The sequence below is a fragment of the Paenibacillus sabinae T27 genome, assembly GCF_000612505.1.
Taxonomy (GTDB): domain Bacteria; phylum Bacillota; class Bacilli; order Paenibacillales; family Paenibacillaceae; genus Paenibacillus_AQ; species Paenibacillus_AQ sabinae.
The window spans coordinates 4,707,027-4,730,000 of sequence record NZ_CP004078.1 but is presented as its reverse complement, the minus strand read 5'-3'; the positions used below and the strand labels follow the sequence as shown (position 1 = coordinate 4,730,000).

At 53.2% G+C, this 22,974-nt stretch carries 25 protein-coding genes, 1 pseudogene and 1 other annotated feature; of the genes and pseudogenes, 25 read left to right on the top strand and 1 reads right to left on the bottom strand.

Features of this window, described 5'->3' with window-relative positions:
• The first annotated feature begins 190 nt into the window (after positions 1-190).
• The 7 genes from PSAB_RS21940 to pssA all read left to right on the top strand — a co-directional run bounded on the left by PSAB_RS21940 (position 191) and on the right by pssA (position 8,251).
• Positions 191-652 (top strand): CtsR family transcriptional regulator, encoded by a 462-nt coding sequence (locus PSAB_RS21940; protein ID WP_025336706.1) that lies wholly within the window; start codon positions 191-193, stop codon positions 650-652.
• A 29-nt stretch (positions 653-681) separates the two neighbouring features.
• Positions 682-1,206: a protein-arginine kinase activator protein McsA gene (locus PSAB_RS21935; protein WP_025336705.1), complete on the top strand. Its 525-nt coding sequence runs from the start codon at positions 682-684 to the stop codon at positions 1,204-1,206.
• Positions 1,207-1,235: 29 nt separating this feature from the next.
• Positions 1,236-2,300, top strand: a complete 1,065-nt coding sequence (locus PSAB_RS21930; RefSeq protein ID WP_025336704.1) for a protein-arginine kinase McsB — start codon at positions 1,236-1,238, stop codon at positions 2,298-2,300.
• Between the two features lie 35 nt (positions 2,301-2,335).
• Positions 2,336-4,789, top strand: a complete 2,454-nt coding sequence (clpC, locus tag PSAB_RS21925; RefSeq protein ID WP_025336703.1) for an ATP-dependent protease ATP-binding subunit ClpC — start codon at positions 2,336-2,338, stop codon at positions 4,787-4,789.
• Between the two features lie 203 nt (positions 4,790-4,992).
• Entirely contained in the window at positions 4,993-6,360 is a 1,368-nt protein-coding gene (gene radA, locus PSAB_RS21920; protein ID WP_025336702.1) for a DNA repair protein RadA, read from the top strand.
• Positions 6,361-6,371: 11 nt separating this feature from the next.
• Positions 6,372-7,445, top strand: a complete 1,074-nt coding sequence (disA, locus tag PSAB_RS21915) for a DNA integrity scanning diadenylate cyclase DisA (RefSeq protein WP_025336701.1) — start codon at positions 6,372-6,374, stop codon at positions 7,443-7,445.
• Between the two features lie 65 nt (positions 7,446-7,510).
• On the top strand, positions 7,511-8,251 hold the full coding sequence (gene pssA / locus PSAB_RS21910) for a CDP-diacylglycerol--serine O-phosphatidyltransferase (RefSeq protein ID WP_025336700.1): 741 nt from the start codon (positions 7,511-7,513) through the stop codon (positions 8,249-8,251).
• A 108-nt stretch (positions 8,252-8,359) separates the two neighbouring features.
• Here the strand turns inward: pssA and PSAB_RS21905 are convergent, their stop codons facing one another.
• Complete coding sequence (locus tag PSAB_RS21905) at positions 8,360-8,755, bottom strand: nucleoside triphosphate pyrophosphohydrolase family protein (protein WP_025336699.1); 396 nt, start codon at positions 8,753-8,755, stop codon at positions 8,360-8,362.
• 257 nt (positions 8,756-9,012) lie between these two features.
• On the opposite strand from PSAB_RS21905, the gene PSAB_RS21900 reads away from it, so the two are divergent.
• The 18 genes and pseudogenes from PSAB_RS21900 (at position 9,013) to PSAB_RS21825 (ending at position 22,786) form a co-directional block, all read left to right on the top strand.
• The gene (locus PSAB_RS21900) at positions 9,013-10,101 is read left to right on the top strand and encodes a PIN/TRAM domain-containing protein (RefSeq protein ID WP_025336698.1); all 1,089 of its coding nucleotides are present in this window, start codon (positions 9,013-9,015) and stop codon (positions 10,099-10,101) included.
• A gap of 146 nt (positions 10,102-10,247) precedes the next feature.
• Positions 10,248-10,910 (top strand): annotated as a pseudogene (ispD, locus tag PSAB_RS26270) (2-C-methyl-D-erythritol 4-phosphate cytidylyltransferase); the annotation flags it as partial.
• 33 nt (positions 10,911-10,943) lie between these two features.
• A complete protein-coding gene (gene ispF / locus PSAB_RS26265; RefSeq protein ID WP_226991843.1) occupies positions 10,944-11,426 on the top strand; it encodes a 2-C-methyl-D-erythritol 2,4-cyclodiphosphate synthase in 483 nt (160 codons plus the stop codon).
• Positions 11,427-11,482: 56 nt separating this feature from the next.
• Positions 11,483-12,946 (top strand): glutamate--tRNA ligase, encoded by a 1,464-nt coding sequence (gltX, locus tag PSAB_RS21890; RefSeq protein WP_025336696.1) that lies wholly within the window; start codon positions 11,483-11,485, stop codon positions 12,944-12,946.
• A gap of 541 nt (positions 12,947-13,487) precedes the next feature.
• The gene (cysE, locus tag PSAB_RS21885; protein ID WP_025336695.1) at positions 13,488-14,180 is read left to right on the top strand and encodes a serine O-acetyltransferase; all 693 of its coding nucleotides are present in this window, start codon (positions 13,488-13,490) and stop codon (positions 14,178-14,180) included.
• A 55-nt stretch (positions 14,181-14,235) separates the two neighbouring features.
• Positions 14,236-15,642, top strand: a complete 1,407-nt coding sequence (cysS, locus tag PSAB_RS21880; RefSeq protein ID WP_025336694.1) for a cysteine--tRNA ligase — start codon at positions 14,236-14,238, stop codon at positions 15,640-15,642.
• Positions 15,639-16,049, top strand: a complete 411-nt coding sequence (locus PSAB_RS21875; RefSeq protein ID WP_038596203.1) for a Mini-ribonuclease 3 — start codon at positions 15,639-15,641, stop codon at positions 16,047-16,049. The genes cysS and PSAB_RS21875 overlap by 4 nt, the downstream gene beginning before the upstream one ends.
• A 17-nt stretch (positions 16,050-16,066) precedes the next feature.
• Positions 16,067-16,837, top strand: a complete 771-nt coding sequence (gene rlmB / locus PSAB_RS21870; RefSeq protein WP_025336693.1) for a 23S rRNA (guanosine(2251)-2'-O)-methyltransferase RlmB — start codon at positions 16,067-16,069, stop codon at positions 16,835-16,837.
• Positions 16,834-17,355 carry an NYN domain-containing protein gene (locus PSAB_RS21865; protein ID WP_025336692.1) on the top strand — a complete coding sequence of 174 codons (522 nt, stop codon included), beginning with the start codon at positions 16,834-16,836 and terminating at the stop codon, positions 17,353-17,355. The genes rlmB and PSAB_RS21865 overlap by 4 nt, the downstream gene beginning before the upstream one ends.
• A 166-nt stretch (positions 17,356-17,521) precedes the next feature.
• Entirely contained in the window at positions 17,522-18,166 is a 645-nt protein-coding gene (gene sigH, locus PSAB_RS21860; RefSeq protein ID WP_025336691.1) for an RNA polymerase sporulation sigma factor SigH, read from the top strand.
• Positions 18,167-18,657: 491 nt separating this feature from the next.
• Positions 18,658-18,807 carry a 50S ribosomal protein L33 gene (gene rpmG, locus PSAB_RS25215; protein ID WP_081755001.1) on the top strand — a complete coding sequence of 50 codons (150 nt, stop codon included), beginning with the start codon at positions 18,658-18,660 and terminating at the stop codon, positions 18,805-18,807.
• A 21-nt stretch (positions 18,808-18,828) separates the two neighbouring features.
• A complete protein-coding gene (gene secE, locus PSAB_RS21855; protein WP_025336690.1) occupies positions 18,829-19,020 on the top strand; it encodes a preprotein translocase subunit SecE in 192 nt (63 codons plus the stop codon).
• Between the two features lie 21 nt (positions 19,021-19,041).
• Complete coding sequence (gene nusG, locus PSAB_RS21850) at positions 19,042-19,575, top strand: transcription termination/antitermination protein NusG (RefSeq protein ID WP_025336689.1); 534 nt, start codon at positions 19,042-19,044, stop codon at positions 19,573-19,575.
• Positions 19,576-19,644: 69 nt separating this feature from the next.
• Entirely contained in the window at positions 19,645-20,070 is a 426-nt protein-coding gene (rplK, locus tag PSAB_RS21845) for a 50S ribosomal protein L11 (RefSeq protein WP_025336688.1), read from the top strand.
• A gap of 84 nt (positions 20,071-20,154) precedes the next feature.
• Positions 20,155-20,847 (top strand): 50S ribosomal protein L1, encoded by a 693-nt coding sequence (gene rplA / locus PSAB_RS21840; RefSeq protein WP_025336687.1) that lies wholly within the window; start codon positions 20,155-20,157, stop codon positions 20,845-20,847.
• 67 nt (positions 20,848-20,914) lie between these two features.
• Positions 20,915-21,065: a sequence feature (ribosomal protein L10 leader region), on the top strand.
• A gap of 63 nt (positions 21,066-21,128) precedes the next feature.
• Positions 21,129-21,632: a 50S ribosomal protein L10 gene (gene rplJ / locus PSAB_RS21835; RefSeq protein WP_025336686.1), complete on the top strand. Its 504-nt coding sequence runs from the start codon at positions 21,129-21,131 to the stop codon at positions 21,630-21,632.
• 50 nt (positions 21,633-21,682) lie between these two features.
• Positions 21,683-22,045, top strand: coding sequence for a 50S ribosomal protein L7/L12 (rplL, locus tag PSAB_RS21830; protein WP_025336685.1), 363 nt, complete (start codon positions 21,683-21,685; stop codon positions 22,043-22,045).
• A gap of 135 nt (positions 22,046-22,180) precedes the next feature.
• The gene (locus PSAB_RS21825; protein WP_025336684.1) at positions 22,181-22,786 is read left to right on the top strand and encodes a class I SAM-dependent methyltransferase; all 606 of its coding nucleotides are present in this window, start codon (positions 22,181-22,183) and stop codon (positions 22,784-22,786) included.
• Positions 22,787-22,974 lie beyond the last annotated feature (188 nt).

The window sequence follows — 22,974 nt, the reverse complement described above, 5'->3', positions numbered from 1 at the left end:
TTCAAGTATGCGGTGTACAGATTAGGCCACACTAGTAGAGCTTGAACAGAATCTAAATCCAGGCTTGCCAGCCGGTTTTACGCGGGATTCGGCTCTTTGCACTTTGGTTAAAGTTCCTTTAGAGGTCAAGGCCAGTAATGGAACGGTGCCATCGGCTGCATCTGCAAGCTCTGAATCTGGAGGATGAGTGATGCGTAATATCTCTGATATCATTGAACAATATCTGAAGAATATTTTGCATGAAAGTCCCGAAGGCACAGTCGAAATTCAACGCAACGATCTGGCGGACCACTTCTCTTGCGTACCCTCCCAGATCAATTATGTAATCAGCACCCGCTTTACCCTTGAGAAAGGCTATTTGGTGGAGAGCAAACGCGGCGGTGGCGGATATATCCGCATTCAGCGTATTGAGCTTCCCCAGCATTCGGCGCTGCATACGCACCTTAACCAAACGATCGGCTCGGGGATCGACCAGAGTACGGCTGAGGGGCTTATATATCAGCTCGAAGAAGCCGGCTTTTTGACCCGACGCGAAGCCTGCCTTATGCGCGCCGCCATTTCGCGAGAATGCCTTGCGATCAAGCTCCCCCATCGGGACGAGATTCGTTCCAAATTGATGAAGGCGATGCTGATCTCATTGCTTAGCAAATAAACCGGTGTGAGAAAGAAGGTTTCGTATACATGGTTTGTCAAGAGTGCGGTGTAAGACCGGCTACGCTTCATTTCACCAAGATCGTGAATGGAGAGAAGACGGAATTTCATATTTGCGAGAGCTGTGCAAGGGAAAAAGGAGAATTGATTCCCGGTACGTCAGGCGGTTTCTCCATTCACAGTCTGCTGTCCGGGCTCTTGGATCTGGAGGGGGCCGGCAAAGGGAAAACCGCGGCCGCTTCGACGGCTCAAGGCGTTCGGTGTGAGGAATGCGGCATGACCTACGGGCAGTTCAGCAAGCTCGGCCGCTTCGGATGCAGCTCCTGCTACAAATATTTTGACAAGGGGCTCGACCCGCTCTTCAAAAGAGTGCATGGCAGCACTGCCCATGTCGGCAAGGTTCCTAAACGCGCCGGCGCGAAAATTCAGTTCAGACGCCAAATCGATGAACTGAAGGGGCAGCTGCAGCAGGCCATCGAGCAGGAGGAGTTCGAAAAAGCGGCTGAATTCAGAGATCAGATCCGCAAACTTGAAAAAGAAATTGCACAAGAGTAAAGTCTTAAGATATATAGGGGGAATGCCTGATGTCAAATCTCCGGTTTACCGAACAAGCGCTCAGCGAATGGATGCGCAGCGGCGGCAGCCACTCCGAGATTGTAATCAGCAGCCGTGTGCGCATCGCCCGCAATATACAGCATCACCCTTTTCCTCTTCTGGCAACGCAGAATCAGGCCGAGGAAGTCATGAATGTGCTCGCTCCGGTAATCGATCAGGGCAAGGAGACGGGATTTGGCACGTTTCATCTGCTAAAGCTTGATGATCTGGAGGAGCTGGACAAGAAGGTGCTGGTTGAAAAGCATCTTATCAGTCCTAACCTGGTTAATGACTCCAGAGGCGGGGCGGTGCTGCTGAATGAAGACGAGTCGGTCAGCATCATGATCAATGAAGAAGACCATCTTCGGATTCAGTGTTTATTTCCCGGATTTCAGGTCCGCGAGGCCTGGGAACGGGCTACCGCAATCGATGATATTTTCGAGGCGTCGATCGATTACGCTTTTGACGACAGAAGAGGCTATTTGACCAGTTGTCCGACCAATGTCGGCACAGGCCTCCGCGCTTCGGTAATGGTACATCTTCCGGCGCTTGTCATGACCCAGCAGATCAATCGTATTCTCTCGGCTGTCAATCAGGTGGGGCTTACGGTGAGAGGCATTTACGGGGAAGGAAGCGAAGCCGCCGGGAATATCTTTCAGATTTCCAACCAGATTACACTGGGGCAGACCGAAGCGGAGATTATCGACAACTTGCACAGTGTGGCTATCCAGATTATCGAGCATGAACGCAATGCGCGCCAGCGGCTGCTGACGGATTCTGCACTGCGGATCACGGACCGAATCATGCGGTCATACGGTATTTTGTCATATGCGGCCGTCATGGATCTAAAAGAAGCTTCCCAGCGTCTGTCGGATGTGCGGCTTGGCCTGGATTTAGGAATTCTGAAAGCTCCATCCATCTCGGTGCTCAATGAGCTGAACGTCAAGACGCAGCCTGGATTTTTGCAGAACCTCTTTGGCGAAAAGCTGAGCTCAACCGAATGTGATATGTACCGGGCGAAGCTGCTCCGGGAAACGTTGGGGACCACACATTAATTATAAATATTTATTATTTATGGAGGTGCAGACTTATGATGTTTGGCAGATTTACGGAACGCGCGCAAAAGGTGCTGGCGCTGGCACAGGAAGAAGCCGTCCGGCTGGGACACAATAATATCGGCACAGAACATATTTTGCTCGGACTTATCCGCGAGGGCGACGGTATCGCCGCCAAAGCCTTGATCGCTCTTGGTCTCGGTCTTGAAAAAATTCAGGACGAGGTTGAAACGCTGATCGGCAGAGGACAGGAGCAACCGACAAACATTGCGTACACTCCGCGCGCCAAAAAGGTTATCGAGCTGTCCATGGATGAAGCTCGCAAGCTGGGCCACACTTACGTTGGTACGGAGCACATCCTGCTCGGACTTATCCGCGAGGGAGAAGGCGTAGCAGCACGCGTCTTGAACAATCTTGGCATCAGCCTGAACAAGGCCCGCCAGCAAGTTCTGCAGCTGCTCGGCAGCAGCGAGTCCACTTCGAGCCACAGCGGCGGTCCTTCCAATGTAAGCACACCGACGCTTGACGGATTGGCCCGCGACCTGACGGCCTATGCCAAAGACGGACATCTTGACCCGGTTATCGGGCGCAGCAAAGAGATTGAACGCGTCATTCAGGTGCTGAGCCGCCGGACGAAGAATAATCCGGTGCTGATCGGTGAGCCGGGGGTTGGTAAAACGGCAATCGCCGAAGGCTTGGCCCAAAAGATTATCAATAACGAGATTCCCGAAACACTGCGCGACAAGCGTGTAATGACGCTGGATATGGGCTCGGTCGTTGCCGGCACTAAATATCGCGGTGAATTCGAAGATCGTCTCAAGAAGATCATGGATGAAATTCGTCAGGCGGGCAACATTGTGCTCTTCATCGACGAACTGCATACGCTGATCGGTGCAGGTGGGGCTGAGGGCGCCATTGACGCCTCCAACATTCTGAAACCTGCGTTGGCCCGCGGCGAGCTGCAATGCATCGGCGCGACAACGCTGGATGAGTACCGCAAGTACATCGAGAAGGATGCGGCTCTGGAGCGTCGTTTCCAACCCATCACGGTGGATCAGCCTACTCCGGACGAGGCCGTTCAAATCCTTTACGGCCTGCGTGACCGCTATGAAGCGCATCACCGCGTAAAAATTACAGATGAGGCGATCATTCAAGCCGTGAAGCTGTCCGACCGCTATATCACCGACCGCTTCCTGCCGGACAAGGCGATCGACCTGATCGATGAAGCGGGCTCGAAAGTAAGGCTGAACTCTTACACGATTCCGCCGAATCTGAAAGAGCTTGAAACGCGTCTGGACGATATCCGCAAGGAGAAAGACGCCGCTGTTCAAAGCCAGGAGTTCGAAAAAGCGGCTGCCCTTCGTGATACGGAGCAAAAGATCCGTGAAGAGCTCGACACAACGAAGAATCAATGGAAAGAAAAACAAGGCCGCACCGATTCCGAGGTTACCCCTGAGGATATCGCTCAAGTGGTGGCAAGCTGGACCGGCATTCCGGTCAACAAGCTGAAAGAGGAAGAAACGGAACGCCTGCTCAATATGGAAGCTCTGCTGCATGACCGGGTAATCGGCCAGGATGAAGCCGTCAAAGCGGTCAGCCGGGCGATCCGCCGGGCGCGCGCAGGACTGAAAGATCCGAAGCGTCCGATGGGCTCCTTTATCTTCCTCGGCCCGACTGGGGTTGGTAAGACGGAACTGGCACGTGCGCTTGCTGAAGCGATGTTCGGAGACGAGAATGCCGTTATCCGTATCGATATGTCGGAGTACATGGAGAAACACTCCACTTCCCGCCTTGTAGGGGCGCCTCCGGGATATGTCGGTTATGAGGAAGGCGGACAACTCACCGAGAAAGTACGTCGCAAACCTTACTCCGTGGTCCTGCTTGATGAAATCGAGAAGGCTCACCCTGAAGTATTCAACATTCTGCTGCAAGTGCTGGAAGACGGACGTCTGACCGATTCCAAAGGACGCGTGGTCGATTTCCGCAATACGCTGATCATTCTGACCTCGAACGTTGGTGCTCAAGCGATTAAACGGAATTCCACGCTCGGATTTACAGCCGTTCAGGATGCCGGCGCCGAGTACTCGAGCATGAAGGGCAAGGTCATGGATGAGCTGAAGAAGAGCTTCCGTCCGGAGTTCCTGAACCGGATCGACGAAATCATCGTCTTCCACTCTCTGGAAGAGAAGCACATCGCCGAGATCGTTACGCTGATGTCCGAAGAGCTGCGCAAGCGGCTGCGTGAATACGCCGTCGATTTCGAACTGACGGACACTGCGAAAGCTTTCCTGGCCAAAGAAGGATTTGATCCGGCCTTCGGCGCGCGTCCGCTGCGCCGCGCGATCCAGAAGCATATCGAGGACCGTCTGTCCGAAGAGATGCTGAAGGGCAATATTGCCAAGGGCGATTTGCTCAAGATTGACGAAGAGAACGGCGAACTGACCGTACGCAAGAAAGAGCCGGTATCGCTAGAGAAGGACGCAGAATAAATTTACAGCCTGAAGTGATAGATAGGTAACCAGAAGGAGAGCCGCTTCCTCAATCGGAAGCAGGCTCTCCTTTTTAATGTGCGCCCGGCCATTTTCCAATTGCTCTTTCGTTCACAGCCCTTAAATGGTAAACTTTGAATGACAGGAAAATATCCGCGATTTGAAGGAAATGCGGCATGCTTCATCTGTCCGAAGGAGAAATTATGGCTAAGACAAAAACTAAATTTTACTGCGCCGAATGCGGATACGAGTCTCCGAAGTGGCTCGGCAAATGCCCGGGCTGCCAGGCTTGGAACAGCATGGTCGAAGAAACAGAAAGCGTAGTCAAAACCCAGGGAATGAATACCCCCGTTTTTCATAGTAAAGAAAAGCCCCAGTCCATCATAAATATAGAAAGTAATCAGGAACCCCGCATCCTGACCGGCATCGGCGAGCTTAACCGGGTGCTGGGCGGAGGGATTGTGCCGGGCTCTCTCGTGCTTGTCGGCGGCGATCCCGGCATTGGCAAATCGACGCTGCTGCTGCAGACCTCCCATGCGCTGACTACGCAGGGACTGCGCGTGCTGTATATCTCGGGAGAGGAATCGGTACGCCAGACAAGGCTGCGCGCGGACCGGCTTGGAGCGTTGTCCTCCGAGCTGTATGTGCTGTGCGAGACGAATATGGAGGCAATTGAGGAAGCGATTGAGGCCATTCAGCCTCAGTTCCTGGTTATCGACTCCATTCAGACCGTGTTTCTTCCTGAAGTGACGAGCGCGCCGGGAAGCGTATCGCAGGTTCGCGAATGTACGACAAGATTCATGAGAATCGCCAAAATCCGCGGCATCGCCACTGTGCTTGTCGGTCATGTGACGAAGGAAGGCGCAATTGCCGGGCCACGGATGCTGGAGCATATGGTAGACTGTGTGCTCTATTTCGAGGGCGAGCGCCATCACACATACCGGCTGCTGCGTGCGGTCAAGAACCGTTTCGGTTCGACGAATGAGATCGGCATATTCGAAATGGGCGAAATCGGCTTGTCGGAGGTCGAAAATCCGTCCGAGCTGTTCTTGTCCGAGCGGCCCCTCGGCGTTGCTGGCTCCACGGTCGTCGCCAGTATGGAAGGTACGCGGCCGGTGTTGGTCGAGCTCCAGGCGCTCGTTGCCGCTACGCATTTTCCTTCTCCGCGGCGTATGTCCACCGGGCTTGACAACCAAAGGATGGCGCTTATCATTGCCGTCCTGGAGAAGCGGATGGGCATGTTCCTGCAGAATCAGGACGCTTATCTGAATGTCGCGGGAGGAGTCAAGCTGGATGAGCCGGCCATTGATCTGGCGGTTGCGATCAGTATTGCTTCCAGCTTTCGCGATATCCCGACAAAGCCTTACGATGTCTTTTTCGGAGAGGTCGGACTGACAGGTGAAGTTAGAGGCGTCTCGCGTGCGGAAACGCGGGTCAGGGAAGCGGCCAAACTGGGATTCCGGCGGGTCATTTTGCCTGAGAAGAGCCTGAAGGGCTGGAAGCATCCGAAGGATATCCAGATTATCGGAGTAAATACTGTGGCAGACGCATTAGCGGTCGCGTTAGATTAGGGGGCAGAAGAATGAAAGACCACCAATTGGAAAATATGAACGAACTGCTCAGGCTAGCCGCACCGGGCACATCGTTTAGGGAAGGGTTGGAAAATGTGCTCCGGGCCAAGACGGGCGCGCTGATCGTCGTAGGCTACAGTCCCGAGGTCATGGAGGTGGTCGAGGGGGGCTTTTCCATCAATTGCGATTTCTCGCCGAACTATTTATACGAACTGGCCAAAATGGACGGCGCGATTATTCTAAGCGAGGATTTGAAACGGATTCTGTACGCCAACACCCAGCTTATTCCCGACTCATCAATTTCCTCGATCGAGACCGGCATCCGGCACCGGACGGCCGAAAGGGTCGCGAAGCAGACCGGAAAGCTGGTCGTATCCATTTCGCAGCGTCGCAATATCATCACGCTTTATCAGGGCTCCATCCGATACGCGCTCAAAGACATCGGCGTTATTCTGACCAAGGCCAATCAGGCGATTCAGACGCTGGAGAAGTACAGGGCTGTGCTTACTCAATCGCTGACCAACCTGTCGGCTTCGGAATACGAGGGCATAGTCAGCCTGCCGGAAGTGATCGGCGTTATCCAGAGGGTGGAGATGGTTCTCCGGATCAAGACGGAAATCAAGCGCTTCATCATCGAGCTGGGCAACGAAGGGCGCCTGATTAGCATGCAGATGGAAGAATTGGTTGGAAATACAGAGGAAGAGGCATGGCTTTTGTACAGAGACTATGCCAAGGAAGAGGAAGAGGACAAAATCCGCGAAATCATCGCCGGACTGAAGCGGGCGAGCGACGACGAGCTGATGGACGATAATCATATTGCCCGGCTGCTCGGCTTTTCCGGTACTGCGGTGGCTTCCGAGGAGTCGGTCACGCCGCGCGGCTACCGCCTGCTGAACAAAATTCCGCGGCTGCCGAATGTCATTATTCATAACTTGGTGGAACGTTTCGAAATGCTGCCCAATCTGATGACTGCAAGCATAGCGGAGCTGGATGAGGTCGATGGAATCGGGGAGGCTCGGGCCCGGGGGATTCAGGACGGATTGAAGCGGCTGCAAAAGCAAGTTCTTATTGACAGACAAATGTAAATAACATACAATCACGTAATGTTGGAGACATTGAGACTTTACCGAATAAATATAGAGGTGACGAAATGATACAAAAGTCGATTCCGAGTTTATTCACGTTGGGCAATTTGCTGCTCGGAATGTTTGGCATCATGATGGCGCTCGACGGTAAAATCGGCATGGCGGCGATTATGGTGATTATCGCAATGCTGGCCGACGGACTGGACGGACGCGTTGCCCGTGCCCTTGGCGCGGAGAGCGAATTCGGCAAAGAGCTGGACTCGCTGTCGGATGTCGTATCCTTTGGTGTCGCACCCGCTCTCATCATGTACGTGACCAGCCTGCACGATTTGAATAATGCGTTGGCTTGGTCGGTTACCGCCATTTTTCCCATGTTCGGCGCGCTTCGCCTGGCTCGTTTCAACGTTCATCCGGGCATTCCGGGTTACTTTATAGGCCTGCCCATTCCGGCAGCCGGTGGCGTACTGGCTACACTGTCCCTGTTCCACAAGGATGTATCCGCTCCTTTTATGGTTGTCGCAACGCTGCTGCTGTCGTACCTGATGGTCAGCACCGTGAAATATCCGAATTTTAAGAAAATCGGCTTGCCGAAAAAAGCGGTTGTCGGAGCTCCTGTTGTGATTGTTATCGCCGTCGCGGTTGCCGTTGTTTTTCCCGAGCAGATTTCCAAAATGATCTTCGGCCTGCTGGCCCTCTATGCCCTGTACGGCTTGAAGCAGAACTTTGACAGACTGGCAGCCAGACGCCGCCGCCGAAACCGTAGACACCGTTCAGACGAAGAGGCTTATCACTCGAAGAACGGATAGTTTGAATAATAAAAGAGCCGGTTCCACGCTTGAAATGGTGTGGCGACCGGCTCTTGTTTTATATTTACGGCGGGTTGTATGCGAAAAAAGAACAGCATGATCTTGTCTTTACGACAAATTAAACAGTCCGAGCGTTGCGCATTTCTGGGATTCCTTCACGATAACCTCGTCCATATTGATGCCAAGCAAATTGCACATGGCCGACATGTAGAACAGCTCCCGGCCCAGTTCGGAACCGATTACCTCACGGCAGTTCTCGCACAGCTCTCCTTTAACGTGGGTTCCCGCCTTTTCCTTCGCTTCCTCCAGACTTACGCCGGATTCAAATACCTGCTTGGTGGCATGAAGCTCGATGCAGCCGCATTCCGTGATCGCTTTGACGACGGCGCGGTTGACCGAGGCGCTGCTCTGATCGTTCTTGGACAGCACGTCCAGCAGACTGCGGTGTCTAAGCAGCAGCTCCGAGACCTGGTCCTGAAAAGCCTGCAAACTTGGTGCGCTCATTTCCATTCCCCCCGTTTCATGAAGTATCAGTGTGGAACGGATGCAGCTCCTTCAAAAGACGGCACAGCCGTTCCTTCTTGAATGAGTTCATTATATGCTACCCAAAACCTCCTTTTCAACCGGGTAAAAAGCCGCAAATTCCGGTAAGCCGGTTCTTTGTCCCTCCCCGCTAAAAAAATAGGCTTAGCACGATTACCGTTCCGCAAATTGGAACATACTGGGGGATAGGGCGTGAGAATAAAGGAGGTGCGCAAATTATGTGGAAAAAGTGGATTTTACTATTTGCCGCATTATGCGGTGGCTGGACCGGCTATTCGCTGTACCAAGCTGCGGAGCGGGATTTTCCGGAAGGCATGGCCCGACTCGGGAACAGCCTGCCGCTTGAAGGAAGTTTTATGTTTGCAGTGCTGGGTGCCATTATTTTTTTGATTGCGGTGGCGTTATGCGCAGATTGGGCAGAAGCAAGACTGCGGGAGACCGCGCTTTACTGTTCGCGGGTGCCAATGGATGAATTGGCTGCCGGGACGGCGGGGCTGCTCGGAGGATTGCTGCTATCGCTGCTGCTCTATCCTTGCATGGCATGGCTTGGAAGGGCGGGCGACCTGCTTCAGGTGCCGGTTACGGCGGGCCTCGGGTATCTCGGACTGCGGATCGGCCTGGAAAAAAAGGGAGAGCTGGGCGCGCTGTGGGCAACCGGGCGGTTCGGCCCGGCAGAGGAGCCGGAAGGTCCGGCGCCGGAGGAGCATAAGATTCTCGACACCAGCGTCATTATCGACGGACGGATCGCGGATATCTGCAAGACCGGTTTTATTGAGGGAACGATCGTTATCCCAGAATTCGTTCTGGAGGAGCTGCAGCATATTGCGGACTCATCCGATCTGCTTAAGCGGAACCGCGGACGCCGGGGCCTGGATATCCTCAACAAAATCCAAAAAGAACTGGATGTTAAGGTGCTGATCTACGAAGGGGATTTCGAGGAAATCTCGGAGGTGGACAGCAAGCTGGTGAAGCTGGCCAAGGTGCTGCATGGCAAAGTCGTGACCAACGATTTCAATTTGAACAAAGTCTGCGAGCTGCAGGGCGTATCCGTGCTGAACATCAACGATTTGGCCAACGCGGTGAAGCCGGTTGTGCTGCCGGGCGAAGAGATTGTCGTCCAGGTCATCAAGGACGGCAAGGAGCACGGTCAGGGAGTCGCTTATCTGGATGACGGCACGATGATCGTCGTGGAGGGCGGCCGCGAATTTATCGGCACCACGATGGAGGTGCTGGTGACCAGCGTGCTGCAGACATCGGCGGGACGAATGATTTTTGCCAAGCCGAAGCTTCTGGAAAAAGCGCAGTAATGCCGAGGCGTTTGAACGGTAAACCGTTTGAACGCCTTGTTTTTGTTGGCCGGAGGTTGGGCCGCCAGTCTTGGAAATGCCCGTCAAACGCGTTATGATGGGGGTATAGTGAAATAACCCCACAAGCGGACAGGAGCATAAAAAGAATGGCAAACAGTGTCGGCGTCGTCGTTGTGGCGGCAGGCAGAGGAACGCGTATGGGAACGGCGGAGAGCAAGCAGTACTTGCTGCTGCAGGGCAAACCGATTATCGTGCATACGCTGGAAGTATTCCAGCGGCACGGTCTGATTTCCGAGATTGTGCTCGTTGTCGGAGCGGATGATCTGGACCGCTGCCGGGAATGGACTGAAGCATACGGGCTGAGCAAGGTAAAAGCGATTGTTGCCGGAGGAACCGAGCGGCAGCACTCCGTATACCGCGGGCTGGGGCAGCTGAGTACGGAATGGGTCATGGTCCATGACGGAGTCAGGCCCTTTGTGCGTCCAGCGGACATCGAGTGCTGCTACGAAGAAGCGGTGCGGACAGGAGCGTCGGTCCTTGCCGTTCCGGTGAAGGATACCATCAAGCAGGTGGACAACCGGGGCAGCGTGCTCTCGACGCCGGACAGGCGAAGTCTGTGGGCCATTCAGACCCCGCAGACTTTTCGTCTGTCCGAGCTGCTGGCGGCTTATGAAGCTGCGGATAAGGAAGGCTTTGTAGGCACCGACGATTCCAGTCTCGCGGAGCGGGCGGGAATCGAAGTAGCGGTAGTGGAAGGAAGCTACGGCAATATTAAAATTACGACGCCTGATGATCTGGAATATGCGGAATTCACAGTAAGGCACGAGGAGAGAGGGACAGGCATGATTGCTGTAGGACAAGGATTTGACGTGCATCAGCTGGTCGAAGGACGGCCATGCATCATCGGAGGCGTAACCATACCGTACGAAAAGGGGCTGCTGGGCCATTCGGACGCCGACGTGCTGCTGCATGCGATCAGCGACGCCATCCTCGGCGCGCTGGGGCTTGGGGACATCGGACGGCATTTCCCCGACACAGATCCCGCTTTCAAGGATGCTGACAGCCTGAAGCTGCTGGAGCACGTCTGGGCGCTGGCCAAGGAGCGCGGCTACCGGCTGGGCAATGTCGATTCCACCATTATCGCCCAGAAGCCGAAAATGGCGCCTTATATTCCGCAAATGGCGGAAATTATCGCGCGGGCGCTGGAAGCGGAGCCGTCACAGGTCAACGTGAAGGCGACCACCACGGAGCAGCTTGGCTTCACCGGAAGGGGCGAGGGCATCGCCGCCCAATCTATTGTCTGTCTGCTCCAAAATATGCTATGATCATGAGATGACCGAGATTGAGAGATCAATCCAAATGAAAGAGCGGAGGAACGAAAATGGGAGACCAAGTCCGGGTGCGCTACGCGCCTAGCCCTACGGGACATTTACATATCGGCAATGCCAGAACGGCTTTATTTAATTATTTGTACGCCCGGAACCAGGGCGGCAAATTCATTATCCGGATCGAGGATACGGATGTGAAACGCAATATTGCCGGCGGCGAGGAAAGCCAGCTGAAATATTTGAAATGGCTTGGGATGGATTGGGATGAAAGCATTGATGTCGGCGGCGAATACGGCCCATACCGCCAGACGGAGCGGCTCGATCTGTACCGCGTGTACTGGCAGGATCTGATCGACCGCGGTCTGGCTTACCGCTGCTACTGCACCGAGGAAGAGCTGGAAGCGGAGCGCGAGGAGCAGACTGCCCGGGGAGAGACTCCAAGATATTCCGGAAAGCACCGTGATCTGACCGAGGAGCAGCGCGCCGCCTTTGAGACGGAAGGACGCGTCGCCAGTATCCGCTTCCGGGTTCCGGAAGACCGCACGTACAGCTTCAATGATATTGTCAAAGGCCCGATCTCTTTCCAGACAACAGATATGGGCGATTTTGTCATTGTCAAGAAGGACGGCATTCCAACCTATAATTTTGCGGTGGCCGTCGACGACCACTTGATGAAGATTACCCATGTGCTGCGCGGCGAGGACCATATCTCCAACACGCCCCGTCAGCTTATGATTTATGAAGCGCTCGGATGGGAAGCACCGCTGTTCGGTCATATGACCCTGATTGTCGGCGATGACCATAAGAAGCTCAGCAAGCGCAATGAATCCATCATCCAGTTCATCTCGCAGTACGAGGATCTGGGTTACTTGCCGGAAGCGCTGTTCAACTTTATTGCGCTCCTGGGCTGGTCGCCAGAAGGTGAGGAGGAGATTTTCAGCAGGGAAGAGCTGATCTCCATCTTTAACGCCGACCGTCTGTCCAAGAGCCCGGCCGTATTCGATACGAACAAGCTGGCGCATCTGAACAACCATTACATCAAGCAGGCCGACCCCGTCCGGATTGCGAATTTGGCCATTCCTCATTTGCAGAAGGCCGGAAGACTGCCGGCGGAGCTCAGCGATGAGCAGCGGGTCTGGGCCGAAAGCCTTGTCGCGCTTTACCAGGAGCAAATGGTGGCGGCTTCGGACATTGTGAATCTGTCGGAAATCTTCTTCCGCACCCATCTGGAGCTGGAGGCGGAAGCGGCGCAGATTTTGTCGGAAAGCCAGGTTCCCGAAGTGCTCTCCGTCTTTTTGGCGAAAGTCGAAGCGGCTGAAGAGTTTACACCGGCCGCGATTGGGGCATTAATTAAAGCAGTGCAGAAGGAGACGGGACACAAGGGCAAGGGGCTCTTTATGCCGATCCGTGTCGCCGTAACCGGACAGACGCATGGCCGCGACCTCAATGCGACGATCGCTCTGATGGGACGCAGCCGGGTCATTGACCGCCTCAAAGCGCAGATTAAAGGAGCCTAAAAGCTTCGGTCATAGGCATATCCCCTTGTCAGTCCCGATTCTTTTCGCTAAGATAGAAGAAAATATCGAAAAAGCTGCGACCAGGAGAAGTACGCGTATAACAGCCATTTGCAGAGAGAATAACCGCGAAGAGGATCACCTTTTCAGGCTGGGAGTTATTCATGGCACACCGTGGAAGATGCGCCTGTGAGCTGTGCGGTTGAGCGGTTGCTAAATTTAAGCGCCGTTAGGCCGCGCCGGAAACATCGCCGTTACGGATGCCAAGAGGGACGAAGAGCCTGCCGCTGATTCAGCGCGGGAAGGTTATTGTCCAAGCAGAGTGGAACCGCGCCTAGACGCCTCTGCAGCTTCATGCTGCAGGGGCGTTTTTTGTTGAAATATAAGAACTTGTAAGCAGAGCGCTTATCCATTTGTCTTATATTTCTACGGGAAGCCAGTGCAGCGATTCTTCTAGAAAAATAGAGAGAATACAGAAAAGGCGGATTATCTTCCTCGCACTGCCTGACGACAGGAGGCGAGGGAGCATGGAGGGGGAACCGCGATGTTTGAGCAAATCAAATCGGACATTCAGGCGGTGCTGGACAACGATCCCGCAGCCCGCAACCGGTTCGAGGTTGTTTTTACTTATGCCGGTCTGCATTCGATCTGGGCCCACCGGATTGCCCATCGCTTGTACAGACGCGAGTGGTTTACAGTAGCGCGCATGGTCTCGCAATTCAGCAGGTTTATGACAGGTATCGAGATTCATCCCGGGGCGCGTATTGGCAAAAGGCTTTTTATCGACCATGGGATGGGCGTGGTAATCGGAGAAACCTGCGAGATTGGCGACGATGTCATCATCTATCAGGGGGTCACTCTGGGAGGTACCGGTAAAGAGAAAGGAAAGCGCCATCCGACAGTTGGCAATAATGTGGTTATCGGCTCCGGGGCCAAGGTGCTTGGCTCGTTCCGGATCGGGGATAATTGCAATGTCGGCTCGAACTCGGTCGTGCTGCGTGAAGTGCCGGACAACAGTACGGTCGTCGGCAATCCCGGCCGCATTGTGAAGCGCAACGGGGAGCGGGTCAGGGACAGACTGGATCATACGAAGCTGCCTGATCCGGTCGTCGATTCCTTGCGTTTTCTGCAAAAAGAGATCGAAGAGCTGCGTCAGCAAATCGGCGGAGAAGACGGAAAGGAAGCGGAACAGCGCCGACTCGAAAGCGAGCAGTATTTCGGAGATTATGAAATTTAAACCAGGCAACTGGCAGAGGCCGGGTTAAGGCCGGAAGAGAAAGGATTGAGCAGTAATGGCGCTCTATATTTACAATACGCTGTCGCGGAGCAAGGAAGAATTTGTGCCGCTTGTTCCGGGCAAGGTTAAGATGTACGTGTGCGGACCAACCGTTTACGGGTACATTCATATTGGAAACGCGAGGCCAGTCATCGTATTTGACATCGTTCGCAGTTATCTGGAGCAGATCGGCTACGAGGTCAATTATGTGGTTAACTTCACGGATGTGGACGACAAGCTGATCCGCAAGGCCGAGGAGATGGGCACGACCGTGCCCGAAGTAGCCGAGATGTTCATCGAAGCTTTCTTGAAGGACAACGAGGGACTCGGCGTCCGGCCGGCAACCCGCAATCCGCGCGTGACACAGAGCATGGATCTGATCATCGAGTTTATCAAGGAGCTCGTGGACAAAGGCTATGCTTACGAGAGCGGCGGGGATGTCTTCTACCGTACGGCCAAGTTCGAGAGCTACGGCAAGCTGTCCCGCCAGAACCTGGAGGAGCTGCAGTTCGGCATCCGCGTCGAGGTTGATTCGCGCAAGGAGAATCCCGAAGACTTCGTACTGTGGAAGGCGGCGAAGCCGGGGGAGATTTTCTGGCACAGCCCGTGGGGCGATGGACGCCCCGGCTGGCATATCGAGTGCTCGGCGATGGCCCGCGAATTTCTGGGCGATACGATCGACATTCACGGGGGCGGACAGGATTTGACGTTCCCGCATCATGAATGCGAATGCGCGCAGAGCGAGGCGCTGACCGGCAAGCCGCTGTCGAATTACTGGATGCATAACGGCTTCCTTAACATCGGCGACGAAAAAATGTCGAAATCCCTCGGCAACGGTCTGCTCGTCAAGGATTTCCTCGGCCGCTACAAAGCGGAGGCTATCCGCTATTTCATGCTCTCGACGCACTACCGGAACCCGCTGAATTTCAGCGAAGAGGCGCTGCAGTCCGCAGAGAAAAGCGTGGAGCGCATAGCGAGCGCCACAGGGAACGTCAAGCACCGTATCAGTGTCGCGGGAGACGGCAACCCCGATGAAGCAAGCGCAGAATTGAAAGCGAAGCTGGACGCCATTGTGAAGCAATATCACGAAAAAATGCAGGACGACTTTAACACGCCTGACGCGATTACAGCTGTATTCGAGTGGGTGAGCGCGGCGAATGTAGCGCTCTCGGACAACGCTCTGGCGCCGGCCGATCTGGCCGCTCTCCTGAAGGCGTTTGAAGAATTGAACTCCGTGCTGCGCCTTGTTCCCGAAGCGGAAGAGGAGGACGCGGACGATGAAATCGAGCGCCTGATTGAGGAGCGCGCGGAAGCGCGGAAAGCGAAGAATTGGAGCCGTGCCGACGAAATTCGCGATATTTTGAACGAGATGGGAATTGTGCTGGAGGATACGCCGCAGGGAATGCGGTGGAAGCGTAAATGAGCCAAAGCTGGTTTCCCTACGAGCCATCCAAGCCGGTCAAGCTGATTTCGCCCGTTGTGCTGGCCTATATCGGCGACGCGATTTACGAGGTGGCGGTGCGGCAGTATGTCATTTCGCGTCCCAATCTGCGCCCCAATCACCTTCACCGGGCCGCGACTGGACTTGTGTCGGCCAAAGCGCAGAGCAAGCTGCTCGGCTTGCTTGAACCGGAGCTGACCGACGAGGAGAAGAACATTATCCGTCAGGGGAGAAACGCCAAGTCCGGCACCATACCCAAGAATGCCGATGTGCTGGAGTACCGGCACGCCACGGCATTCGAATGCCTGATCGGGTATTTGTATTACACGGGTCAGCAGGCGAGGATGCAGGAATTGATCCACAGCGGCATTCAGCAAATGGAAAGATAGAACCGGGAGGAAACAACATGGTTGAAGAGCACGACAAGACAGAAGAGATACTGGCCGGCAAGCATTCGGTGCTGGAAGCGCTGCGAGCTGGCCGGACACTTAATAAAATATGGATCGCGGAGAATGCGCAAAAAGCGCTGACGGCTCCCATCGTGGCCGAAGCCCGTCAAGCGGGCGTTATCATCCAGCACGTGGACAAACGCAAGCTGGACCATCTCGCTCCAGGCGTGCAGCATCAGGGGGTAGTTGCCCAGGCAGCTCCTTATGCATACTCGGAAGTCGAAGATCTGCTGGCCGCCGCCGAAGCTAAGGGAGAGCCGCCGTTCCTGCTGCTGCTGGACGAGATCGAAGACCCGCATAACCTCGGTTCGATCCTTCGCAGCGCCGATTGCACCGGGGTGCACGGCGTTATTGTCCCCAAACGGCGTTCCGCTCAAATTACGGCGACGGTGTCGAAGACTTCCGCTGGTGCGGTGGAATATGTGCCCGTTGCGCGGGTGACTAATCTGGGGCAGACGATCGACCGGCTGAAGGAGCTTGGGATTTGGGTTGTCGGTACGGATGTCGATACAGATCAGGATTTGTTCGCCTCCGATATTTTTACCGGTCCTGTTGCGGTGGTCATCGGGAACGAGAGCAAGGGCATGGGCCGGCTGATCCGCGAAAAATGCGATATCCTGCTCAAGCTTCCGATGCTTGGCCGGATTAACTCGCTTAATGCTTCGGTTGCAGCGGGCGTCATTATGTACGAGGTGGTGCGGCGCCGTCGTTCGCTTTCACGGCAATGAAGGATTGGCGCGATGTGCTGCTGGTGGACGGATATAACATGATCGGCGGCTGGCCGGCGCTCTCCGCGCTCTCCCAGACCGATATGCAGGAAGCGCGCGACCGGCTTCTGAATATGCTTGCCGATTACCAGGCCTATTCCGGCCGGCGCGTCATCGCCGTATTCGACGCCTACCGGGTTCCCGGTCTCGGGCGCTCTTTTGTCCAGGGCAAAGTCCAGGTCTATTTCACCAAGGAAAAAGAAACGGCCGATGAATGCATCGAGCGGCTGGTGGGAGAGTACAGCCATCGCCGGAGACAGATTTATGTCGCCACCAGCGATTCTACCGAGCAGCATGTCATTTTTGCCCAGGGGGCGCTTCGCGTTTCTGCCAGGGAGCTTCTGCTGGAAGTCGAAGAGATGCAGCGGGAAGTCAAGAAGACCATTGAACCCCGCAACGGCGGCTCATCAAGACACACTCTGGAAGACAAGCTGCCACCTGAAGTGCGCACCCGTCTGGAGAACTGGCGGAGACAATAAGAGGTTAGTAGCCATGTAAGCGAAGTTATAGGAAATTGTAATTTTATGCTATTGATGATGGTATTTGGGCAAACGCTGGTTGACGGTGTAAGGTTACGTAATATATACTGTTCGTATATTTCACGAAGTAACGATGCGTCCTGCGTTGCAGCCGGGGGGATTCTTGGTGAGTGTCGACCTCAAGGAATTAATGCTGTCCGAGTATGATTTCATAAGCGATGAAGACATTGTCGAAGCTTTTCGGAGCGGTGACGGTGGCGCGCTGGAACATCTGATCAACAAATACCGCAATTTTGTGCGAGCCAAAGCCCGTTCCTATTTTCTGATCGGAGCCGATCGCGAGGATATTGTGCAGGAAGGCATGATAGGGCTCTACAAGGCGATTCGTGATTTCAAGGGCGATAAATTGTCTTCGTTCAAGGCGTTTGCCGAGCTGTGCATCACCCGGCAGATCATTACGGCCATCAAGACAGCCACGCGCCAGAAGCATATTCCGCTCAACTCTTACGTCTCTCTGGACAAGCCCATTTACGATGAGGATTCGGACCGCACTTTGATGGACGTCATCTGCGGATCGCAGGTGCTTGACCCCGAGGAACTGATTATCAATCAGGAGGAATTCATCGGGCTTGAGGACAAGATGGCTGAAATTCTCAGCGATCTGGAACGCAAGGTGTTAATGCTCTATCTCGACGGACGTTCCTATCAGGAGATTGCCGAGGATTTGAAGCGTCACGTGAAGTCAATCGATAACGCCCTTCAGCGGGTGAAGCGGAAACTTGAAAGATATCTGGAAGTGCGTGACAATTAGTGATATAATAAGACCCGGAAAGGCTCGGACACGAGTCTTTTTTTAATTGGACAGATTGTATAAGTGTTTAGGTAAGGCGGATTTGCTTCATACTGGATATTGGACCAGCGGATTGTTGAAGATGGCAAGGCAAAGACACGCCCTCACGCCGGAGCGGCTATAATCGGTAACATAGGAATTATCGTTGACACTGGGCTTGACATTATGATAAAGTGTTTTAGGTAGGCCCAAATTCGCGGCTTTTTTTGAATTATAAACAAAGTGACGGCTGTTTGACTGAATCTTTGATTATATTTTAAAAAAAGAGATGCCATTCACAAGTAGGACGGTTAGCTGTTTTTTCTTGAAATATAAGGGAGTGCAAGCTTCGTTTATGTTCGCCGAAGGAACGATACCTGCCTTTTGAGAGCGGCAGACCCCTTTCTCTTGGGATCAATTTTTGCGTCTTTCGGTTCTGCGAATCGGAAGAACGTCTTCGGGAGGTGCACAGCATGCGGGTAATTATCACTTTGGCTTGTACGAGCTGCAAGCAAAGAAACTACGCGACGACCAAAAACAAGCGTAATCATCCCGACCGCATGGAGTTGAAGAAGTTTTGCAAGTTTTGCAACGCGCAAACTCCTCATCGTGAAACTAGATAGTTTGTTGGAGGTGTAGTCGGCGTGAAGAACGGTTTTAAGTCTTTGTTTTCCTTTTTCACTGAGAGCTGGACTGAACTCAAAAAGGTTCGATGGCCCAGTCGTAAAGAACTGACAAACTATACTATGATCGTTCTCGGTACAATTATAGTAGTCGCGCTTTATTTCTGGGTTCTGGACATCGGTATTTCCGCTGTGATCGAAGCGATTATTTAGAGAGGTCCCAGGTGGCTTGATATGGAAAAAAGATGGTACGTCGTTCATACCTACTCCGGGTATGAGAACAAGGTCAAAGCCAATTTGGAAAAGCGCGTTGAGTCCATGGGCATGGAAGACAAAATATTCCGCGTTCTTGTTCCTATGGAAGAAGAAGTGGTAAACAAAGACGGCAAGAAGAAGGCTGTCATGCGTAAAGTTTACCCCGGATACGTTTTGGTGGAAATGATCCAGACGGATGATTCCTGGTATGTTGTCCGCAACACGCCGGGCGTTACCGGATTCGTAGGTTCGACAGGTTCGGGTTCCAAGCCGACCGCTCTGCTTCCGGAAGAGGTTGAACAAATTCTGAAGCATATGGGCATGGTTGAGCCGAAGCCGAAGATTGATTTCGAAATCAAGGAATCCGTACGCATCATGGTTGGTCCTTTTGCGAATTTTGTGGGCTCCGTGGAAGAAATTTTGGCTGACAAGAGCAAGATCAAGGTTCATGTTAACATGTTTGGAAGGGAAACCCCGCTGGAGTTGGATTTCACTCAAGTGGAGAAAATATAACACAAGGGTTTCTTGTGAACGAACGACTTGTCGTTCGTAGTCCAGTACTGCGTCAAGGAGGTGTCACTCATGGCTAAAAAAGTTATTAAAGTGGTGAAACTGCAGATTCCTGCAGGGAAAGCGAACCCTGCGCCTCCGGTAGGTCCGGCGCTCGGTCAAGCAGGTGTCAACATCATGGCATTCTGTAAGGAATTCAACGCCCGTACCGCCGACCAAGCCGGCCTGATTATCCCGGTTGAAATCTCGGTATTCGAGGATCGTTCCTTTACGTTCATCACCAAAACTCCTCCGGCTGCCGTTCTGCTCCGCATCGCTGCGAAAGTAGAAAAAGGCTCCGGCGAACCGAACAAGAAAAAAGTTGCAAAGCTGAACCGCGCTGCAGTGCGTGAAATCGCTGAGCAAAAAATGCCCGACCTGAATGCTGCATCCGTAGAAGCGGCTATGCGCATGGTTGAAGGTACTGCCCGCAGCATGGGCATCACGATCGAAGACTAATATTAGGTTTTCGTTCATACGGTCTTTCAAGACCGCAATATGTGGGAGGATATTCCGCTAATACCACAAAGGAGGAACATTTTCATGGCTAAACATGGTAAGAAATACCTGGAAGCTGCCAAGCTGTTCAACAGCGAAGCAACTTACGAGCCTTCGGAAGCCGTTGAGCTTGTGAAGAAGGCGGCAACTGCCAAATTCGACGAAACCGTTGAAGCGGCCGTTCGCCTGGGCGTTGACCCTCGTAAACAAGACCAAGCCGTTCGCGGTGTTGTTGTCCTGCCTCACGGCACAGGCAAAACCCAGCGCGTGCTTGTATTTGCGAAAGGTGACAAAGCGAAGGAAGCGGAAGCGGCTGGCGCTGATTTTGTTGGCGATCAAGATATGATCAACAAAATCCAACAAGGCTGGTTCGAGTTCGATGTCTGCGTAGCTACACCTGACATGATGAGCGAAGTCGGTAAACTGGGCCGTCTGCTCGGCGGTAAAGGCCTTATGCCTAACCCTAAAGCCGGCACGGTTACATTCGATGTTGCCAAGGCTGTTCAAGAAATCAAAGCCGGTAAAATCGAGTACCGTCTGGACAAAGCGGGTCAAATCCACGCGCCAATCGGCAAAGTGTCTTTTGACGCTGCTCAACTGAACGAGAACCTGAAAGCACTCATCGACGCGCTGAACCGTGCGAAACCGGCTGCAGCCAAAGGGGTATACCTCAAAGGCATCGCCATTTCTTCGACAATGGGACCAAGCGCTCGCGTGAACACAGCCGTTTACAGATAATTAGGGATTGACTCTCGGGGCAATCTTTGATAGTCTATAACAGTTGTGACCATTATGGGTTTTCGACTTACTTTGAATATGCTTACCGTAGACAGTAGGTGCCGCAAGGCTTAATTTCCTACCGAGGTGTTATGATAGAAACAAAGGAAGCGGCGCGGCCGTGTACTTACCGTTTTATCAAGCCTTCGTGAATCTGCGGAGGCTTTTCTAATGCCTGCGTAGGATCCGGCGGAGCTTTTCCGTTAAAAGTACGCCGTATAAATTATCAGGAGGTGTAATCATTGGCAAATGCTAAAGTAATTGAAGCTAAACAGGAAGCGGTTGATGTCGTTACTGGCAAACTGCAAAACAGCATCACGACTGTTGTTGCAGACTACCGCGGATTGAACGTTGCCCAAGTGACCGAGCTGCGTAAACAGCTTCGCGAAGCGGGCGTTGAGTTCCAAGTCCTGAAGAACACGCTGCTTCGCCGCGCAACTGCTGCGGCTGAGCTGTCCGAGCTGGACGAAGTTCTGACAGGCCCTACAGCTATCGCTTTCAGTGAGAATGATGCGGTGGCGCCTGCCAAAATTTTGAACGATTTTGCCAAAAAGAACGACGCTTTGAAATTGAAAGGCGGCGTTGTAGAAGGCAAAGTGGTAAGCGAGTCCCAAATCAAAGCGCTGGCTGAGCTTCCTTCTCGCGAAGGACTGCTGTCCATGCTGCTTAGCGTTCTTCAAGCGCCGATGCGCAACTTCGCGTTGGCAGTCAAGGCTGTTGCGGACAAAGAAGAGCAAAGCGCGTAACACAAACCGAAACATCAATATAAAAATTTCAATATAATGGAGGTTTAATCATGAGTAAAGAAGCAATCTTGGAAGAAATCAAAGGCATGAGCGTATTGGAACTGAACGAACTGGTTAAAGCAATCGAAGAAGAATTCGGCGTAACTGCAGCAGCTCCTGTAGCCGTTGCTGGCGGAGCAGCCGTAGCAGCTGAAGCTGAGCAAACTGAATTCGACGTAATTCTGGCTGGCGCTGGCGCTTCCAAAATCAACGTAATCAAAGTCGTTCGCGAAATCACCGGCCTGGGTCTGAAAGAAGCCAAGGAACTGGTAGACAACGCTCCAAAACCGATCAAAGAAAAAGTAAGCAAAGAAGACGCAGATGCTGTCAAAGCAAAACTCGAAGAAGCAGGCGCAACTGTAGAAGTGAAGTAATATTAGCTTTACAACTTTGGGAGCGAAGTGATTCCTTCCATCCATCGCAGCCCCTTGAACATGTTCAAGGGGTTTGCTGTATCCATTAGGACGGATAGGAGCGATCAAGCGATCCAAGGAAGAGGAGGAATGGGCATGTCCCAGCATTATTACTCGCGGAAGCCGGAGGTTCAGCATGACAGACGCACCCTCAGCGCGGTACTCCGGGGCCGGACGTTTCGTTTTACAAGCGATGCCGGTGTGTTCTCCAAAGGAGATGTGGATTACGGAAGCCGGGCGTTGATCGAAGCTATGGAAATTCCCGACGGATCCTCGGTGCTTGATGTGGGTTGCGGCTACGGGCCGATCGGTCTTGCGGCGGCGCACTTGGCTCCCAAAGGCATAGTGACGATGCTTGATATCAACAGCCGGGCGGTTGAGCTTGCGCGTGAGAATGCTAAACTGAACGGAATTTCAAATGTCAAAATCCTGGAGAGCGATATATTCTCAGCGGTAGCCGGCCAGACCTTTGATATTATTTTGACCAATCCTCCGATCCGAGCCGGAAAAGCGGTGGTTTACCGGATTTTTGAAGAAGCCTATGAACATTTGAATGAAAACGGAGCACTCTGGGTCGTCATTCAGAAAAAGCAAGGGGCGCCGTCGGCCGCAGCCAAGCTGGAAGAGTTGTTTGGAGAGGTAAAGGAGATCGGGAAGGATAAAGGGTACCGTATTTTAAAGGCTGAGAAGATGACCCAATAAATTTGAATAAAATTTCTGAGGACATTATTGACAGCGAGTGTTGGTAGTGTTATTATTATAAAATGTCAGTATTAAAATAGGCTCCTTGTCTTTAGTTTGCTGAAATGTCAAGCGTCATTATTGTCGACGGCAGGCGCATGCCGAGTGGCAAGTTTGCGCGTAAAACGCCTTGAAAAGCCGTATTCCTT

Excerpts from the sequence above, each read along its gene's own strand:
- PSAB_RS21825 (WP_025336684.1), top strand. The coding sequence starts at position 22,181 with ATGTCCCAGCATTATTACTCGCGGAAGCCGGAGGTTCAGCATGACAGA.
- rpmG (WP_081755001.1), top strand. The coding sequence starts at position 18,658 with ATGCGGGTAATTATCACTTTGGCTTGTACGAGCTGCAAGCAAAGAAAC.
- PSAB_RS21905 (WP_025336699.1), bottom strand. The coding sequence starts at position 8,755 with ATGAGCGCACCAAGTTTGCAGGCTTTTCAGGACCAGGTCTCGGAGCTG.
- PSAB_RS21875 (WP_038596203.1), top strand. The coding sequence starts at position 15,639 with ATGAGCCAAAGCTGGTTTCCCTACGAGCCATCCAAGCCGGTCAAGCTG.
- PSAB_RS21865 (WP_025336692.1), top strand. The coding sequence starts at position 16,834 with ATGAAGGATTGGCGCGATGTGCTGCTGGTGGACGGATATAACATGATC.
- rplA (WP_025336687.1), top strand. The coding sequence starts at position 20,155 with ATGGCTAAACATGGTAAGAAATACCTGGAAGCTGCCAAGCTGTTCAAC.
- rlmB (WP_025336693.1), top strand. The coding sequence starts at position 16,067 with ATGGTTGAAGAGCACGACAAGACAGAAGAGATACTGGCCGGCAAGCAT.
- cysS (WP_025336694.1), top strand. The coding sequence starts at position 14,236 with ATGGCGCTCTATATTTACAATACGCTGTCGCGGAGCAAGGAAGAATTT.
- disA (WP_025336701.1), top strand. The coding sequence starts at position 6,372 with ATGAAAGACCACCAATTGGAAAATATGAACGAACTGCTCAGGCTAGCC.
- clpC (WP_025336703.1), top strand. The coding sequence starts at position 2,336 with ATGATGTTTGGCAGATTTACGGAACGCGCGCAAAAGGTGCTGGCGCTG.
- cysE (WP_025336695.1), top strand. The coding sequence starts at position 13,488 with ATGTTTGAGCAAATCAAATCGGACATTCAGGCGGTGCTGGACAACGAT.
- nusG (WP_025336689.1), top strand. The coding sequence starts at position 19,042 with ATGGAAAAAAGATGGTACGTCGTTCATACCTACTCCGGGTATGAGAAC.
- PSAB_RS21935 (WP_025336705.1), top strand. The coding sequence starts at position 682 with ATGGTTTGTCAAGAGTGCGGTGTAAGACCGGCTACGCTTCATTTCACC.
- ispF (WP_226991843.1), top strand. The coding sequence starts at position 10,944 with ATGATTGCTGTAGGACAAGGATTTGACGTGCATCAGCTGGTCGAAGGA.
- radA (WP_025336702.1), top strand. The coding sequence starts at position 4,993 with ATGGCTAAGACAAAAACTAAATTTTACTGCGCCGAATGCGGATACGAG.
- gltX (WP_025336696.1), top strand. The coding sequence starts at position 11,483 with ATGGGAGACCAAGTCCGGGTGCGCTACGCGCCTAGCCCTACGGGACAT.
- pssA (WP_025336700.1), top strand. The coding sequence starts at position 7,511 with ATGATACAAAAGTCGATTCCGAGTTTATTCACGTTGGGCAATTTGCTG.
- PSAB_RS21900 (WP_025336698.1), top strand. The coding sequence starts at position 9,013 with ATGTGGAAAAAGTGGATTTTACTATTTGCCGCATTATGCGGTGGCTGG.
- PSAB_RS21940 (WP_025336706.1), top strand. The coding sequence starts at position 191 with ATGCGTAATATCTCTGATATCATTGAACAATATCTGAAGAATATTTTG.
- rplL (WP_025336685.1), top strand. The coding sequence starts at position 21,683 with ATGAGTAAAGAAGCAATCTTGGAAGAAATCAAAGGCATGAGCGTATTG.
- PSAB_RS21930 (WP_025336704.1), top strand. The coding sequence starts at position 1,236 with ATGTCAAATCTCCGGTTTACCGAACAAGCGCTCAGCGAATGGATGCGC.
- rplK (WP_025336688.1), top strand. The coding sequence starts at position 19,645 with ATGGCTAAAAAAGTTATTAAAGTGGTGAAACTGCAGATTCCTGCAGGG.